15 protein-coding genes are annotated in these 14,034 nt (G+C 40.5%); 3 read left to right on the top strand and 12 right to left on the bottom strand.

Annotation, left to right across the window (positions count from 1 at the left end; all coding sequences use genetic code 11):
- Positions 1-52: 52 nt before the first annotated feature.
- Entirely contained in the window at positions 53-838 is a 786-nt protein-coding gene (locus HMPREF2957_RS01360; protein ID WP_025170321.1) for an enoyl-CoA hydratase, read from the bottom strand.
- Positions 839-1,091: 253 nt separating this feature from the next.
- On the opposite strand from HMPREF2957_RS01360, the gene HMPREF2957_RS01355 reads away from it, so the two are divergent.
- The 3 genes from HMPREF2957_RS01355 to serS all read left to right on the top strand — a co-directional run bounded on the left by HMPREF2957_RS01355 (position 1,092) and on the right by serS (position 4,318).
- The gene (locus HMPREF2957_RS01355) at positions 1,092-2,456 is read left to right on the top strand and encodes an aspartate kinase (protein ID WP_006147931.1); all 1,365 of its coding nucleotides are present in this window, start codon (positions 1,092-1,094) and stop codon (positions 2,454-2,456) included.
- A gap of 2 nt (positions 2,457-2,458) precedes the next feature.
- Complete coding sequence (locus HMPREF2957_RS01350) at positions 2,459-2,830, top strand: DUF956 family protein (RefSeq protein ID WP_004251868.1); 372 nt, start codon at positions 2,459-2,461, stop codon at positions 2,828-2,830.
- 213 nt (positions 2,831-3,043) lie between these two features.
- Positions 3,044-4,318: a serine--tRNA ligase gene (serS, locus tag HMPREF2957_RS01345; protein WP_070677051.1), complete on the top strand. Its 1,275-nt coding sequence runs from the start codon at positions 3,044-3,046 to the stop codon at positions 4,316-4,318.
- Positions 4,319-4,413: 95 nt separating this feature from the next.
- Here the strand turns inward: serS and groL are convergent, their stop codons facing one another.
- From groL to HMPREF2957_RS01290, 11 genes are all read right to left on the bottom strand, one after another.
- Positions 4,414-6,033, bottom strand: a complete 1,620-nt coding sequence (gene groL, locus HMPREF2957_RS01340) for a chaperonin GroEL (RefSeq protein ID WP_070677050.1) — start codon at positions 6,031-6,033, stop codon at positions 4,414-4,416.
- Between the two features lie 15 nt (positions 6,034-6,048).
- The gene (gene groES / locus HMPREF2957_RS01335) at positions 6,049-6,333 is read right to left on the bottom strand and encodes a co-chaperone GroES (RefSeq protein WP_070677049.1); all 285 of its coding nucleotides are present in this window, start codon (positions 6,331-6,333) and stop codon (positions 6,049-6,051) included.
- Positions 6,334-6,470: 137 nt separating this feature from the next.
- Positions 6,471-6,764, bottom strand: a complete 294-nt coding sequence (locus HMPREF2957_RS01330; protein WP_004251862.1) for a hypothetical protein — start codon at positions 6,762-6,764, stop codon at positions 6,471-6,473.
- Positions 6,765-6,865: 101 nt separating this feature from the next.
- A complete protein-coding gene (locus tag HMPREF2957_RS01325) occupies positions 6,866-7,720 on the bottom strand; it encodes a PTS system mannose/fructose/sorbose family transporter subunit IID (protein WP_029689583.1) in 855 nt (284 codons plus the stop codon).
- Complete coding sequence (locus tag HMPREF2957_RS01320; RefSeq protein ID WP_000156207.1) at positions 7,704-8,546, bottom strand: PTS mannose/fructose/sorbose/N-acetylgalactosamine transporter subunit IIC; 843 nt, start codon at positions 8,544-8,546, stop codon at positions 7,704-7,706. The genes HMPREF2957_RS01325 and HMPREF2957_RS01320 overlap by 17 nt, the downstream gene beginning before the upstream one ends.
- Before the next feature lie 57 nt (positions 8,547-8,603).
- Entirely contained in the window at positions 8,604-9,098 is a 495-nt protein-coding gene (locus tag HMPREF2957_RS01315) for a PTS sugar transporter subunit IIB (protein WP_000261775.1), read from the bottom strand.
- Positions 9,099-9,112: 14 nt separating this feature from the next.
- Positions 9,113-9,550, bottom strand: coding sequence for a PTS sugar transporter subunit IIA (locus tag HMPREF2957_RS01310; protein WP_004251855.1), 438 nt, complete (start codon positions 9,548-9,550; stop codon positions 9,113-9,115).
- 139 nt (positions 9,551-9,689) lie between these two features.
- Positions 9,690-10,988: an ABC transporter substrate-binding protein gene (locus HMPREF2957_RS01305; RefSeq protein ID WP_006150426.1), complete on the bottom strand. Its 1,299-nt coding sequence runs from the start codon at positions 10,986-10,988 to the stop codon at positions 9,690-9,692.
- Entirely contained in the window at positions 10,985-11,668 is a 684-nt protein-coding gene (locus HMPREF2957_RS01300; RefSeq protein ID WP_004251853.1) for a response regulator transcription factor, read from the bottom strand. Before HMPREF2957_RS01300 ends, HMPREF2957_RS01305 begins: the two co-directional genes overlap by 4 nt.
- Positions 11,669-11,674: 6 nt before the next feature.
- Positions 11,675-12,991: a sensor histidine kinase gene (locus HMPREF2957_RS01295; protein WP_004251849.1), complete on the bottom strand. Its 1,317-nt coding sequence runs from the start codon at positions 12,989-12,991 to the stop codon at positions 11,675-11,677.
- Positions 12,991-13,935 carry a substrate-binding domain-containing protein gene (locus HMPREF2957_RS01290; RefSeq protein ID WP_398577643.1) on the bottom strand — a complete coding sequence of 315 codons (945 nt, stop codon included), beginning with the start codon at positions 13,933-13,935 and terminating at the stop codon, positions 12,991-12,993. Before HMPREF2957_RS01290 ends, HMPREF2957_RS01295 begins: the two co-directional genes overlap by 1 nt.
- Between the last annotated feature and the right edge of the window lie 99 nt (positions 13,936-14,034).

Below are 14,034 nucleotides of genomic sequence, written 5' to 3'. Positions count from 1 at the left end.
AACATTTGACAAAAAAAGTATATCAAACTTCAAAGAATAGTGCAAGTATTTTTTATTTCCCGATAAATTTTGGACGTCTTCTTTCAGAATGTGCACGAACACCTTCTTTAAAATCTTCCGTATAGGATAGTGATTTTTGTAGTTCCAATTCAAGTTGAGCATATTCATGCCACTGCTTGAATTCACTTTCCCAAACAAGTTTCTTAATCGCAGCATAGGAATTTGAAGAGCCACGTCTCAACTTCTTCAACAATTGTTCTCTAGTTTTTTCTAATTGTTCACTAGTACATAGACGATATAGAGCTCCTGCCTCCATTGCCTTTTCAGCGGTGAAAGCTTCTCCAGTCATAGCTAATTGAGTTGCTCTAGTTGCACCGAGCGATCTTGTCAACAAGAATAAGCCACCCGCGTCAGGAGCCAATCCTACACCTACAAAAGCCTGGATAAATTTAGACTTGTCAGATGCGATACAGAAATCAACTGCCAAGGCCATATTGGCTGCAGCTCCAGCAACTGCTCCATCCACCTCCATGATAACAGGCTTAGGAATCTGTTTAATCTTATAAGAAATAGTATTGACCAATTCAGCAATTCGAGTTAAGGAATCAATATCATCCTCATCGACAGCACGTTTCATTTCAACTAAATCGCCACCAACAGAAAACACCTTACCAGCAGCATTGATGAGAATAAATGAAACAGAATCGTCTTTTTCAGCTAATTCCAGTGCTTCTAAAATTTCTTCACACATAGGAATATGGAAACCATTTGCCACCTCGGGACGATTTAAAGTAATCACCGCTAAATCGTCTTGAATTTGAAAGATAATATGATTCATAGCCACTCCTTTAATTTAAAAAGCTGATTAAATTATTTTATCTTCAAAGTATATCTTTTTCTTTTTAGTTATACAAGTAAAAATTGTATAAAAGTGTATCAGCCGATTTTTAAAGAGTCTTTTCTATACTAAAAATAACTAAGTTAAGCTAATCAGGTCCAGACCTCTAATAAGATGTAGCCTTTCCTATTGTAGATTGAAAAAAGCCCTTCTTTCTGCTATAATCGTATAAAATACTAACTGAGGAGTTCTTATGAAGGTTGTAAAATTTGGAGGAAGTTCACTCGCCTCTGCAAGCCAATTGAAAAAGGTTTTAAACATTGTAAAAAGTGACCCTGAACGTCGTTTTGTAGTTGTATCTGCACCAGGAAAGCGCGATGCTAAAGATACCAAGGTTACGGATGCTTTGATTAAATATTATCGTGATTATGTAGCAGGAAATGATATCAGTGCTAGTCAAAATTGGATTATCGATCGTTACGCTGCAATGGTTAGCGAACTCGGGCTTAAACCTGCTGTTTTAGAACGAATCTCTAAAAGCATCCGAACTCTCGCTACCCTTCCAATTGAAAACAATGAATTTCTTTACGATACCTTCCTTGCTGCAGGGGAAAATAACAACGCTAAACTCATTGCAGCTTACTTTAACCAAAATGGATTAGAAGCTCGCTATGTTCATCCACGAGAGGCTGGTATTGTTGTAACAAGCGAACCTGGAAATGCTCGTATCATTCCTTCAAGTTATGACAAAATTGAAGAACTCAATAATGGCACAGAAGTTCTAGTTATCCCAGGATTCTTTGGCGTGACCAAGGAAGATCAAATCTGTACCTTCTCTCGTGGTGGATCTGATATTACTGGTTCAATTATCGCAGCTGGAGTTAAAGCTGACCTTTATGAAAACTTTACTGATGTTGACGGAATTTTTGCTGCCCACCCTGGTATCATTCACAAGCCACACTCAATCCCTGAATTGACTTACCGTGAAATGCGGGAATTGGCCTATGCAGGTTTCTCTGTACTACATGACGAAGCACTCCTTCCAGCCTACCGCGGGAAAATCCCTCTTGTTATCAAAAATACCAATAATCCTGACCATCCAGGTACTCGCATCGTTCTGAAACACAGCAGTGATGAATTCCCAGTAGTGGGGATTGCTGGTGATTCTGGTTTTGTCAGCATCAATATGTCCAAGTACCTCATGAACCGCGAAGTTGGTTTTGGTCGTAAAGTACTTCAAATTCTAGAAGACCTGAATATTGGTTGGGAACACATGCCTACAGGTATCGATGACCTTTCTATCATCCTTCGTGAGCGCGAGCTTACACCAATCAAAGAGGAAGAAATCCTCCGTCAACTTGTTCAAAAAGCAGAGGTCGACCATGCTGAAATCGAACATGACCTGTCTATCATCATGATTGTTGGCGAAAAAATGAAGCGCCATATCGGGGTAACTGCTACAGCCACTCGTGCCTTATCTGAAAACAATATCAACATTCAAATGATGTCACAAGGTTCTAGTGAAGTTTCTATCATGTTCGTTGTCCACAAAGACCAAGAAAAAGCGGCTCTTAAGGCTCTCTACCAAGCATTTTTCGGTGAAAGTAAGGAAGACTAAACATGGCACAATCTCTCAATAAAGTCGTTGACTTACAAACTACTGGAACTTCTTACCTATCTATACAAGGAAAAGTTGGAAAATTTCTGGTAGGAGACCAAGCCTTGGAGTTTTACTCGGATCGCAATATTGAGGATTATATTCAAATCCCATGGTCTAGCGTTAATCAAATCGGAGCCAATGTTTCAGGCCGTAAGGTTAGTCGTCATTTTGAAGTTTTTACAGACCAAGGAAAATTCCTCTTTGCCTCAAAAGACTCCGGAAAAATTCTTAAAATTGCTCGGGAAAAAATCGGAAATGAAAAGGTTGTGAAGCTTCCAACCTTACTCCAAATCATCGGTCGTAAAATCAAAAATCTATTTGCAAAAAAATAGAAAGTTTAGTATAATCATAGAAACGGATAAGTAGGTTATCCTCTTCTTCCAGAAAGTCTGCGGATGCTGCGAGCAGATAGGAGAGATAGGTGAAATTCTACCGTTGTTTTAAATCAAATACAGAATCAAGTGCACACCTGTGAAGTTGGATGGAACCGTGGCTCTGCCACTCCAACGCTTTGTCAGGTGTGCTTTTTTCATAAAGGAGTTTATATGCTAGATATCAAACGTATTCGTACAGACTTTGATGCTGTCGCAGAAAAATTGGCTACACGTGGTGTAGATGCTGCTATCTTGAACGAGATGAAAGAAATCGATGCTAAACGTCGTGACATCTTGGTCAAGGTTGAAACCCTCAAGGCAGAGCGTAACACGGTTTCTGCTGAAATTGCTCAAGCTAAGCGCAATAAGGAAAATGCCGATGATAAGATTGCTGCCATGCAAACCCTATCTGCCGAAGTCAAAGCACTCGATGCAGAATTAGCTGAAATCGATGCTAAATTGACAGAATTTACCACTACTCTTCCAAACATCCCAGCTGACAGTGTTCCTATTGGGGCAGACGAAGATGATAACGTAGAAGTTCGCCGTTGGGGAACTCCTCGTGAGTTTGACTTTGAACCAAAAGCCCACTGGGATCTCGGAGAAGACCTTGGTATTCTTGACTGGGAACGTGGTGGAAAAGTCACTGGAGCTCGTTTCCTCTTCTATAAAGGCCTCGGAGCTCGCTTAGAACGTGCTATCTACAACTTTATGTTGGATGAACACGGAAAAGAAGGTTACACTGAAGTCATCACACCTTACATGGTTAACCATGATTCTATGTTTGGTACCGGAAATTATCCAAAATTTAAGGATGATACTTTTGAATTGAAAGACACTAATTATGTCCTTATTCCTACCGCTGAAGTACCTCTAACTAACTACTACCGTGATGAAATTCTTGAAGGAAAAGACTTGCCAATCTACTTTACTGCTATGAGTCCATCATTCCGTTCTGAAGCTGGTTCTGCTGGTCGCGATACTCGCGGTTTGATTCGTTTGCACCAATTCCACAAAGTTGAAATGGTTAAATTTGCTAAACCTGAAGAATCATACGAAGAACTAGAAAAGATGACAGCTAACGCTGAAAACATCCTTCAAAAACTCAACTTGCCATACCGTGTAGTTGCTCTTTCTACAGGAGATATGGGCTTCTCAGCTGCTAAGACTTACGACTTGGAAGTTTGGATCCCAGCACAAAATACCTACCGTGAAATTTCAAGCTGTTCAAATACAGAAGATTTCCAAGCACGTCGTGCCCAAATCCGTTACCGTGACGAAGCAGATGGTAAGGTTAAACTTCTCCACACCTTGAACGGTTCTGGACTTGCTGTTGGACGTACCGTTGCTGCAATTCTTGAAAACTATCAAAATGAAGATGGTTCTGTCACTATTCCAGAAGTACTTCGTCCATACATGGGTGGAGCTGAAGTTATCAAACCATAACAATTTAAGATAAAAAAAGAGGAAGCTGAGCTCCCTCTTTTTAAGTGATTCAAAAGAAACAGGTAGAAATCATGATTTCTACCTGTTTTTATTTATTAGTAACCACCCATCATTGATGGATCCATAGCTGGAGCTGGTGCTACAGGTTCTGGTTTGTTAGCCACAACTGCTTCTGTTGTCAATATAAGACTTGCTACTGAAGCTGCGTTTTGAAGGGCTGAACGGCTAACCTTAACAGGGTCGATAATACCTGCTTCAATCATGTTGACCCATTCACCTGTTGCAGCGTTGAAGCCTGTACCAGCTTCTGCATGTTTCAAACGATCGATAACGATTGAACCTTCATAGCCTGCATTGTAGGCAATTTGGCGAACCGGCTCTTCTAAGGCACGAAGAACAATGCTACGTCCTGTTGCTTCGTCACCTGTCAATTCTAAAGCTTCAACAGCTGGAATGACATTCACTAAGGCAGTACCACCACCTGCAACAATACCTTCTTCCACTGCTGCACGGGTAGCGTTAAGGGCATCTTCGATGCGGAGTTTCATTTCTTTCAATTCAGTTTCAGTTGCAGCACCGACCTTGATAACTGCTACTCCACCTGATAATTTAGCCAAGCGTTCTTGGAGTTTTTCTCGGTCGAATTCTGAAGTTGTTGTTTCGATTTGAGACTTGATGACAGCTACACGGTTAGCAATCGCTTCAGGATTTCCTGCACCTTCAACAATGACTGTGCTATCTTTATCTACAGACACTTTAGCTGCTTGCCCTAAAGCTTCGATGGTAGCATCTTTCAACTCAAGTCCAAGGTCTTCAGTAATAACGGTACCACCTGTCAAGATTGCGATATCTTCAAGCATAGCTTTACGTCGGTCACCAAATCCTGGTGCCTTAACAGCAACTACGTTGAAAGTCCCACGAATCTTGTTCAAAACAAGGGTTGGCAGAGCTTCACCATCAACATCATCTGCAATAATCAAGAGTGGACGGCTACTTTGAAGAATACTTTCTAGAAGTGGCAAAATTTCTTGGATATTTGAGATTTTCTTATCAGTGATTAAAATGTATGGATTTTCAAGGTCTGCAACCATTTTTTCATTGTCAGTGACCATGTACTGTGATAGATAACCACGATCGAATTGCATTCCTTCTACAACTTCAAGCTCTGTTTCCATACCACGTGATTCTTCAATAGTGATAACACCATCTTTACCAACTTTTTCCATAGCTTCAGAGATGTACTCACCGACTTTTTCAGAACGAGATGAAACGGCAGCTACCTGCGCAATCGCTTCTTTGTTAGCAACAGGAATGGCATTGTTCTTCAAGGCTTCCACAGCAGTTGCAACCGCTGCTTCAATCCCTCGGCGGATACCAATTGGGTTCGCACCTGCGGTAACGTTCTTGATCCCTTCACGAACAATTGCTTGAGTCAAGACAGTTGCAGTTGTTGTCCCGTCACCCGCAATATCATTGGTTTTAGAAGCTACTTCTGATACCAATTTGGCACCCATATTTTCAAAGTGGTCTTCTAGTTCGATTTCTTTAGCGATTGTTACACCATCATTGGTAATCAATGGTGAACCGAATGATTTCTCAAGAACAACGTTACGACCTTTAGGTCCCAAGGTTACTTTAACAGTGTCAGCTAGGATATCAACACCGCGAACCATAGCTGAACGTGCATCAGATGAAAATTTAATTTCTTTTGCCATACTTACTTTCTCCTTCTATTCTTCGATAATTGCCAAGATGTTAGCTTCACCTACGATGATATATTTTTCATCCCCATCTTTGACATCAATACCTGCATGAGCTTCCACTAAAACTTGATCTCCAACCTTTACACTAGGAGCAACCAAATCACCGTTCAAGGTGCGAACACCTTCCCCAGTAGCTACAACTTTAGCTGTTTTTGTTTTTTCTTGGGCTGATCCTGCAAGGACAAAGCCTCCAACAGTTTGTTCTTTTTCTTCAATTTTCAAGACCACGCGGTCTCCTAATGGTTTCAACATCTGCTTTCCTCCATAAGACAATCATATTATTAGCACTCTTGAAGTTCGAGTGCTAAACCATAGTTCTATTGTATCACTTAGTCAGAAATAGTCAAGAAAAAAACACCTCAAAAAATGAAAGAGATGTTCCTTTAATATTAATTGAGAATTGTCAATTTTCGATTAAAATCATCGACTACTTTTTGTAGATTGATCCGCCCTCGATAGATACCATATCCAATAACCACCATTCCCAATATTCCAATCAAGGCAAGTAAAATTCCGAAAATTAAGAGTGGGAGGAAGGTTTTATGAAAAAGATAAATCAATACCACACCAATACTAGCAGTGATAAAGAGCAAACTGAACCAACGACCCAAATTTTCAAGCATGTGGCGTTGATACTTAATTTCTGTTTCATATCCATTAACAAGTTCTTGTTTTGTAACCATGAAAATCCTCCTGATAAAAATTGAGAATGAAGTGTAAGAGAAGGAGATTAGTCTACTTCATTCTCAAAATTTTTACTAGTAAATATTGGGTTCTCTTGACCTTAGTAATTAAGATGTGGGTCAAAGATACCTAGAGCAACACCAATTAAGGCAACAACAACTAGAATTAACATGACTTTGTTTGGTGAAACTTTTTTCTTAGACATCAACCACCAGCAAATAGTGATGAAGGTTGCTGTCAAGAGACCTGGATAAACACCATCAATCTTTTCTTGAATTTTAAGGAAGGCTTCTCCATTAGCATTTTTGAATTCGAGTGCTGTTGTAACAGAGACCCAAGTCGCTGCTACGGCACCAATAACCATACCACCGACAACGCTGATTGCTTTACGAAGAGCTTGTCCTTTTGGTCCTACTAGGAATTCAACGGCTTTATCCCCTAATTGATATCCTTTGAAGAAGGCAAAGCGCATACCAAAGTAGACTAGGAAGTTCCATACGACGATGTAGAAGATAGCACCAGCGACGTTACCACCTTTAGAAAGACCAAGTGCAATCCCCAAAAGAACTGGAATCAAGGTACCAACGATCAAAGAGTCACCAATACCAGCGATTGGTCCCATCAAACCGGCACGCATCCCATTGATGGTTTCACCATCTACTGCATCTCCATTTGCACGTGCTTCTTCCAAACCAGCTGTAATCCCTACAACAAGAGATCCAAGTTGCGGTTCAGTATTGAAGAAAGCAGTATAGGTTTGCATAGCATCTTTTTGTTCTTCTTTTGTATCATACATTTCTTCTACGATTGGAAGCATAGAAGTCAAGTATCCAAAGGTTTGCATGTGTTCTTGAGAGAAACAAGTCAAATGACCATAATACCAATGATGAAATGCTTTTGCTAATGTTTTCTTTGAAATTTTCTTTCTATCAGCCATTTTAAATATCCTCCTCATCATCGTCTACGTAAACAGCCCCAGCTGGAACAGCTTTCATAGATTTGATTACTTCAAGTTCATAGTAGATTACTGCAAAGATCAATGAAACAACCGCACTCGCTACCAAGTTCAAGCCGAGAGATTTAGCCAAGGTAAATCCAACAAAGAATGGAATGAAGTCAGTTGCTTTTGTAACAATTTGTTTCAACAAGATAGCAATACCGACACATGGGAGAAGAGCTCCGACTGTAAAGAGAGCTTTCATCCAGAAACCATCCATAGGAAGGTAAAGTTTCATCAAATCAACCATGTTTTCACCATATTTAGTGATAATCATAGTTGGAAGGAAAGAGAAGAGGAAGTGAGAGATCCATGGGTAAACCCAGTCAACTGCGTAGAGTTTTTTGAAGTTTCCTTCTTCAACGGCTTTCCAACCAATGTGTTGCCAAAGCAAGTTCATGGTAGCTGTTCCGTAGAAAAGAACAGTACCGATTGTCCCAACGGCCGCACCGATTGGGGCTGCAGCTGCTGCAATTCCAGCTTCATCTGTGATGTGATTTGCATGCACAAACAAGATAGCAAGAGGAACACCGATATAAGAAATGGCACGAACATCCGCAGATACGGTTCCACCAGGTGTTACCAAGGCGATATAAACGACTTGAAGGGCAACCCCTACCATAATACCGGTTGTCACATCTCCAAGAATTAAACCTGAGATCAACCCACCAATCAAGGGACGACCGAGTGTATAGTTCCCGATACTGGAACCTCCCATACCAGGCATTGAAGACAAGCTGGCGAAAACTGCAAGCAAGATTGCTTGAATCCATGAAATTGTCATAACAAACGCTCCTTTTTGTTTGTAAATTTATTTACCTAATTAATAAAATTGTTAGGTTTAAAAACCAAATTTAGATTTGAAATCATCCCAGTAACCAATCGAAACATCAGGCAACAACTGGAATTTCACCTTATAGCCTGCTGCTTGAATGGCTTGGAAGGCTTCTGCTTCTTCCTGTGTGATGGATTGGTTATTACCCAATTTCACTGCACCAGGACGATCATTTGCAGGGCCTACGATGATTTCTTTAACATCCCCTGGAACAAAACCTTGGTCCACCAAAATTTCCTTCATATCGATTGGATTTTTGGTGATCAAGAAGTAACGACTATCTGATTCTGTTACTTTTGCTGATTTTTCTTTAAATGCTTCTTTTGTCCATACAAAGGTTTTTTTGTCTGATGCGCCTTTGTAAGCTTGGATCAAAACCTTGTTTGATGCTGCTGCATCGTTTACGGCAATCAAACCATCACATGGTTTTTCTTTTGCCCAGCGTGTGACTGTTTGACCGTGAATCATGCGGTCATCAATCCGTACAAATGTTACTACCATAAGGTACCTCCCTATTAAATATCGTCATCATCTTCTTCAGCACTAGTGGCTGAAACTTCAAAAGGCTGTAGTGCAGATCGTGCTTCTGATAAGATGGTGGCTGACAAATCGTCTCCATCCAACACATCCTTCATCACTACTGCTGTTAAAGCCATGGTAAGATTCATTCCACCAAGGATCAAAGCTTCATCTAGCTTCCCAACTTCTTCTAGGACAGTTGCTGCTGTGGTTAGTGGACTACCGCCTACAATATCTGCCAAGACCAGTACAGAATCATCTGCTGTCAATTCTGAAATGCTTTCTCTAAAATCAACTGCAAAATCATCGACCGACTTTCCTTCTTTGAGTCCAACTGCAATGACCTGGTTCATCTTATCACCAGCAAACATAGCTAGTGATGTTTTTAGGCCTTCTGCCAATCCTCCATGACTGACTAAAATGAGGTATTTCATTTTGCTACGCCTCCTTTATTTGACTCTATTGTAGATTATTTGAAAGCGTTTTTACATTGTCAAATGTCACATTATAAACATGACATTTAGCAATAAAAAAATGACATCTGTCACTTGACACGATGTCATCTTTTTTTCTTTAAAATCCTACCTGGAGACTACTTTCAATCTCCCTTTGAATTTGCGGCAGGCGGTTCTCAACATCTTGATTGCGCAAGGCATTGCCAATCAAGTAGTCCAGTTTTTCTAACACTTCTTTCGAGACATTCTTGGGACTACTTTCTACAGCTTGTTCCATGATTCGGTTCAAGGTCTGATTGGTTAAGGAATCTGCCCCAAAATCATCCACTTGCAGAAGGTCTTTACTAGAACGACTCTTGACTACATCAGGCATGACAGAAATCCCTTGAGATTCAGCAAAAAGAGTTTGTTGGATTTCTGGATCCTCTGTCAACACTTGCATCAACTCCCAAGCCAACTTTGAATGAGGAGTCCGAGCAGACATGGCAAAAGAAGTCGTCGTAACCAAGGTCGCCTTAGTGGTTTTTGACTTAGCAGGCATAGGAATACAGGTCCAGGTGAAGTTTGAATATTTGGAAACATGATAGGGATAAGGTTTATAAGTCCTATATTGAGCCAAAGTCATGGGGTAAAACGCTACTTTCCCCTGGTCAAAATCTTTGGAACTCACCTTATAATTTTTATTTAACTCTTCCAATTTTTGCAGAAAAGTCAAAGATTCTTTGACTTCTGGAGCCGTAAGTTTGAGCATCCCACCTTGAAAGAGACTACCCCCATTTGCTGCCAAAGCTTCTTTCCAGGTGTATTCTGTACTCCCAAACTGATCCAATTGACCATCTCCATTGGTATCTTTGGTTAGTTTTTTACAAATTGTATAGAACTCTTCCAAGCTCCAACCTTCTTTGGGAACCTCAATGCCTTCTTTATCCAGCAAATCTTTATTGACACACATCAAAATAGGATTACTTTCATATGGCAAGGCATAGGTTTGCCCCTGATAAACACCTGATTCAAATGCAACAGGATAAAAAGCAACTTGGTCTTCTTTATTCATATAGCCGTTTAACTTTTCTAAAACGCCACGTGCCGCCAATAAGGACAAATCTTTCTCAGAAACCATAAACACATCAGGGGTCTTTCCTGATACAATTTTTTCTGAGAGCCAGTTTGAATATTCCGACTGCGGAATTCCATTTTCATATTCCACACGGACATTAGGATGGGACTTTTCAAATTTTTGGATCGCAAGATCCAATGCATGAGAACGTTGACTGGTCGGTACATCCCAACTAGAGCCTGCATAAACTCCTATATGAAGGACGGTCGGTTGCTGTTTCCACCAATAAAAACCAGCACTCAAAGAGAGCATAAAAAGGAGACAAATCCCTAAACAAAGTTGCTTTCGCTTCAATTTCATTCCGTATTTCCTTTTGAAAAATCACGTCGGGTCACTCCTGTTTGGACTGACCAAATCGCTAATTGCGTTCGATCTCTTAGGTTTAATTTCGACAAAATCGTTGATAAGTAATTACGAACAGTTCCTTCTGATAAGAAGAGTTTAGCCGCAATCTCTTTATTTGACTCACCATAGCCAATCTCTTGGATAATGCGCCATTCCGTCGTGCTCAAATCCTTAACGTTATCCTCATCCACAGCAATAGAGAAATTTGATTTGGCCATTTGCGAGAAAATTTGAAAGACCTTGCTTGCGATATCAGGGTTGATCATTGCTCCTCCCTGATGCACCACCTTAATAGCTTCATAAAGCTCCTCTGTCGAGGCTCCTTTTAAGAGATACCCTGAAGCACCATACTTGAGCGCACTATAGATAAATTCATCATCGTCAAAGGTTGTTAAAATAATAATTTTGATATCCGGATAGTGCTCTTTTACTTCTTTTGTAGCCAAAACCCCATCCATGCCTGGCATCCGAATATCCATTAAGATTAAATCCGGATGCGAGTGTGGAATGCTAGACAAGACATGATTCCCATCTTCCACTGTGGCTACCACTTCAATATCTGAGTAGGCCGACAAAATAATTTTCAGAGATTCTCGAATCAAGGACTGGTCATCCGCCACCATTACTTTTATCATCATCTATTATCTCCCTTCTTTATATTTTGGTAAACTAACACGTGTGAAAAATCCATCGCGACTTTCAAATTGAAGCTGGCCTCCTAGAATTGAAATACGCTCCATCATCTGTTTGAGTCCGTAGCCATAGGTCAAGGTTTCAAACCCAACTCCATTATCCTGCAACTCAATCATGTAATCTTCTTCGTCCTCAAAAAAATGGAGGTCCATGTGGCTGGCATGACCGTGGCGAACCGCATTAGTCATAGACTCTTGTATCACACGAAAGATTGTATCTTCAATCATGACGTCCATATCGACATCGATCCATTCATAGTTGAGATCAACTTGCAAGTTTGAAAGAATTTGGTACTCGCGGATTGTCTTTTCTAAAGCATCTTTGAGAGTTCGCTCCTCAAGGGCTCCTGGACGAAGGCGATTGAGAGAGCCTCTCACATCCTGGATTCCTTCACGGACGACTTCTGATACGTTTTTTACCTGCTCTTTGGCACGACTTGGATTGATATCAATCAAGACCCCGACAGCATCTAAACCTGCTGAAATCCCTGTTAACGCGTGTCCCAAGGTATCGTGAATCTCCCGAGCAATCCGCTTGCGCTCCCGATCCTCTGCAATCTTCTCAGATAAGGCCATATAGTTGTTCAACTCGGTATTAACCTTGGACACCATGGCCAGCTCTTGTTCAACTTCATGGTTTTCCGCAAGGACATTCATGATATAAAATAAAAGTGAAATAATGAAGAGTACCATATTCAAGGCGTAGAGGGAATTCTTTAAGAAAAAGGCCAAAATACGGATAGATTCAGGATAAAAATGAATATAGGTATCAAGAGAAGGAATCGGGAAGAAAAGCGAAAAGACGTCTGAATTGGTTACAAGGAGCATCAAGAAGCTCACTAGGATAAAGGCAAACCAATACTTCCGATCTCTCTTGGTATTCAACTCTTTGGAGCCATAGAAGATATCTGCAAAAACCAAGAGAATGAGCCCGTTATAAGCTATGTTCTGAACCCACATCAACAGTAACATCAGGAGAATCTCTAGAAGATTCCTCTTATCAAAAATGGACCATCGACTTGTTTGAGGTCTATAACGACTCATTGAGATTAAGGCAATCCCAGCAAATAAGATTGCTGACAACCAAAAAGTCGTAGATGGAGCAAAAGGAATACGCTCTAGGCGCTCCAATAATAGAGAGGCTTGGCGTTGAGCAATGATATAGTTGGTTGCTTGAAGATAGATGATGCTGTTGAGCATAACAGCAATAAAATTCACGACCATAAGAATGGCCAAACTGTATCGAACACCTCTAAACTTTCTCATTACTGCCACCCATTCACATCAAACTGATCAATGTTTTCCTTTGTCATCATTTCAACTGGAATGATCACCTCTTTGGTATAGCTCTTCCCTTCAGAAATATCTTGGATAACTTCCATAACACGGTCTCCCATCTTCAAGGGAGATTGAGCAACGGTTCCCACTACATCATCCGTCGAGTGCAACAAGGATTTCATATCTGGTGAGCCATCGATTCCATAAATTGCAATGGACTGGCTATTTCCTTGCTCCTTAATTGCAGCTAAAGCTCCTATAGCCGAGCGGTCATTTAAGGCAACCAAGGTATCAATTTCAATCCCTGATTGTAAAAAATTCTGGACAGCCGGCATGGCGATCTCCGTTTGCCCCTTGGTTTCTAGTTCCGATACAATCTGATAAGAACTGTGCCCCTCTATAGTGTCTTTAAACCCCTGAATCCGCGTATCTGCTGAGACAGTCCCTTTATGCTCCAAAAGGAGGACTCGAGCGCTAGAAGAACGTTTCATGAGCTCTTTAGCAATCATTACTCCCGCTTGGTAGTTATCAGATACAATACTTGCATCGGGCTTAAAATTTTTCAATTGGGTATCGACTGCAATGATTTTAATTCCTTGTTTTCTAGCTTTTTCAAGAGCAGTTAAAATGGACTGGCTATCCCCCTTGACCGGATTGATCACAATCACATCAACTTTTTGAGCACAAAAATCATCAATCTGCTGGCTCTGCCTTTCTTCATCCAATTCTGGATCTCGGACGCAAACAAGAGCTCCTCTTTCATCGGAAATTCGACTAATTTCCGAATGAATACTTTTATAGAACTCATTGTTCATGGTCATATAGGTTACACCAATTTTAGTCTGATCCTTGATGCCACTTGTTTGACAACGGCCAAAAATCCAAAAGAGAATACAGACAACTGGAATCAGCAGTAATATACGCTTTATCATCCATTTCAACAATTCTTTTTTCTCTTTATTTTCCTTCAAATTTCATTCCTTTTCTGAAAATTTTGAATATATATTACTTTATTCTACTACTTTTTCAAA

Source organism: Streptococcus sp. HMSC062D07 (assembly GCF_001814215.1).
Lineage (GTDB): Bacteria > Bacillota > Bacilli > Lactobacillales > Streptococcaceae > Streptococcus > Streptococcus infantis_I.
Note: the sequence above shows the minus strand (reverse complement) of the source record. Positions and strands in the feature narration are given on the sequence as shown.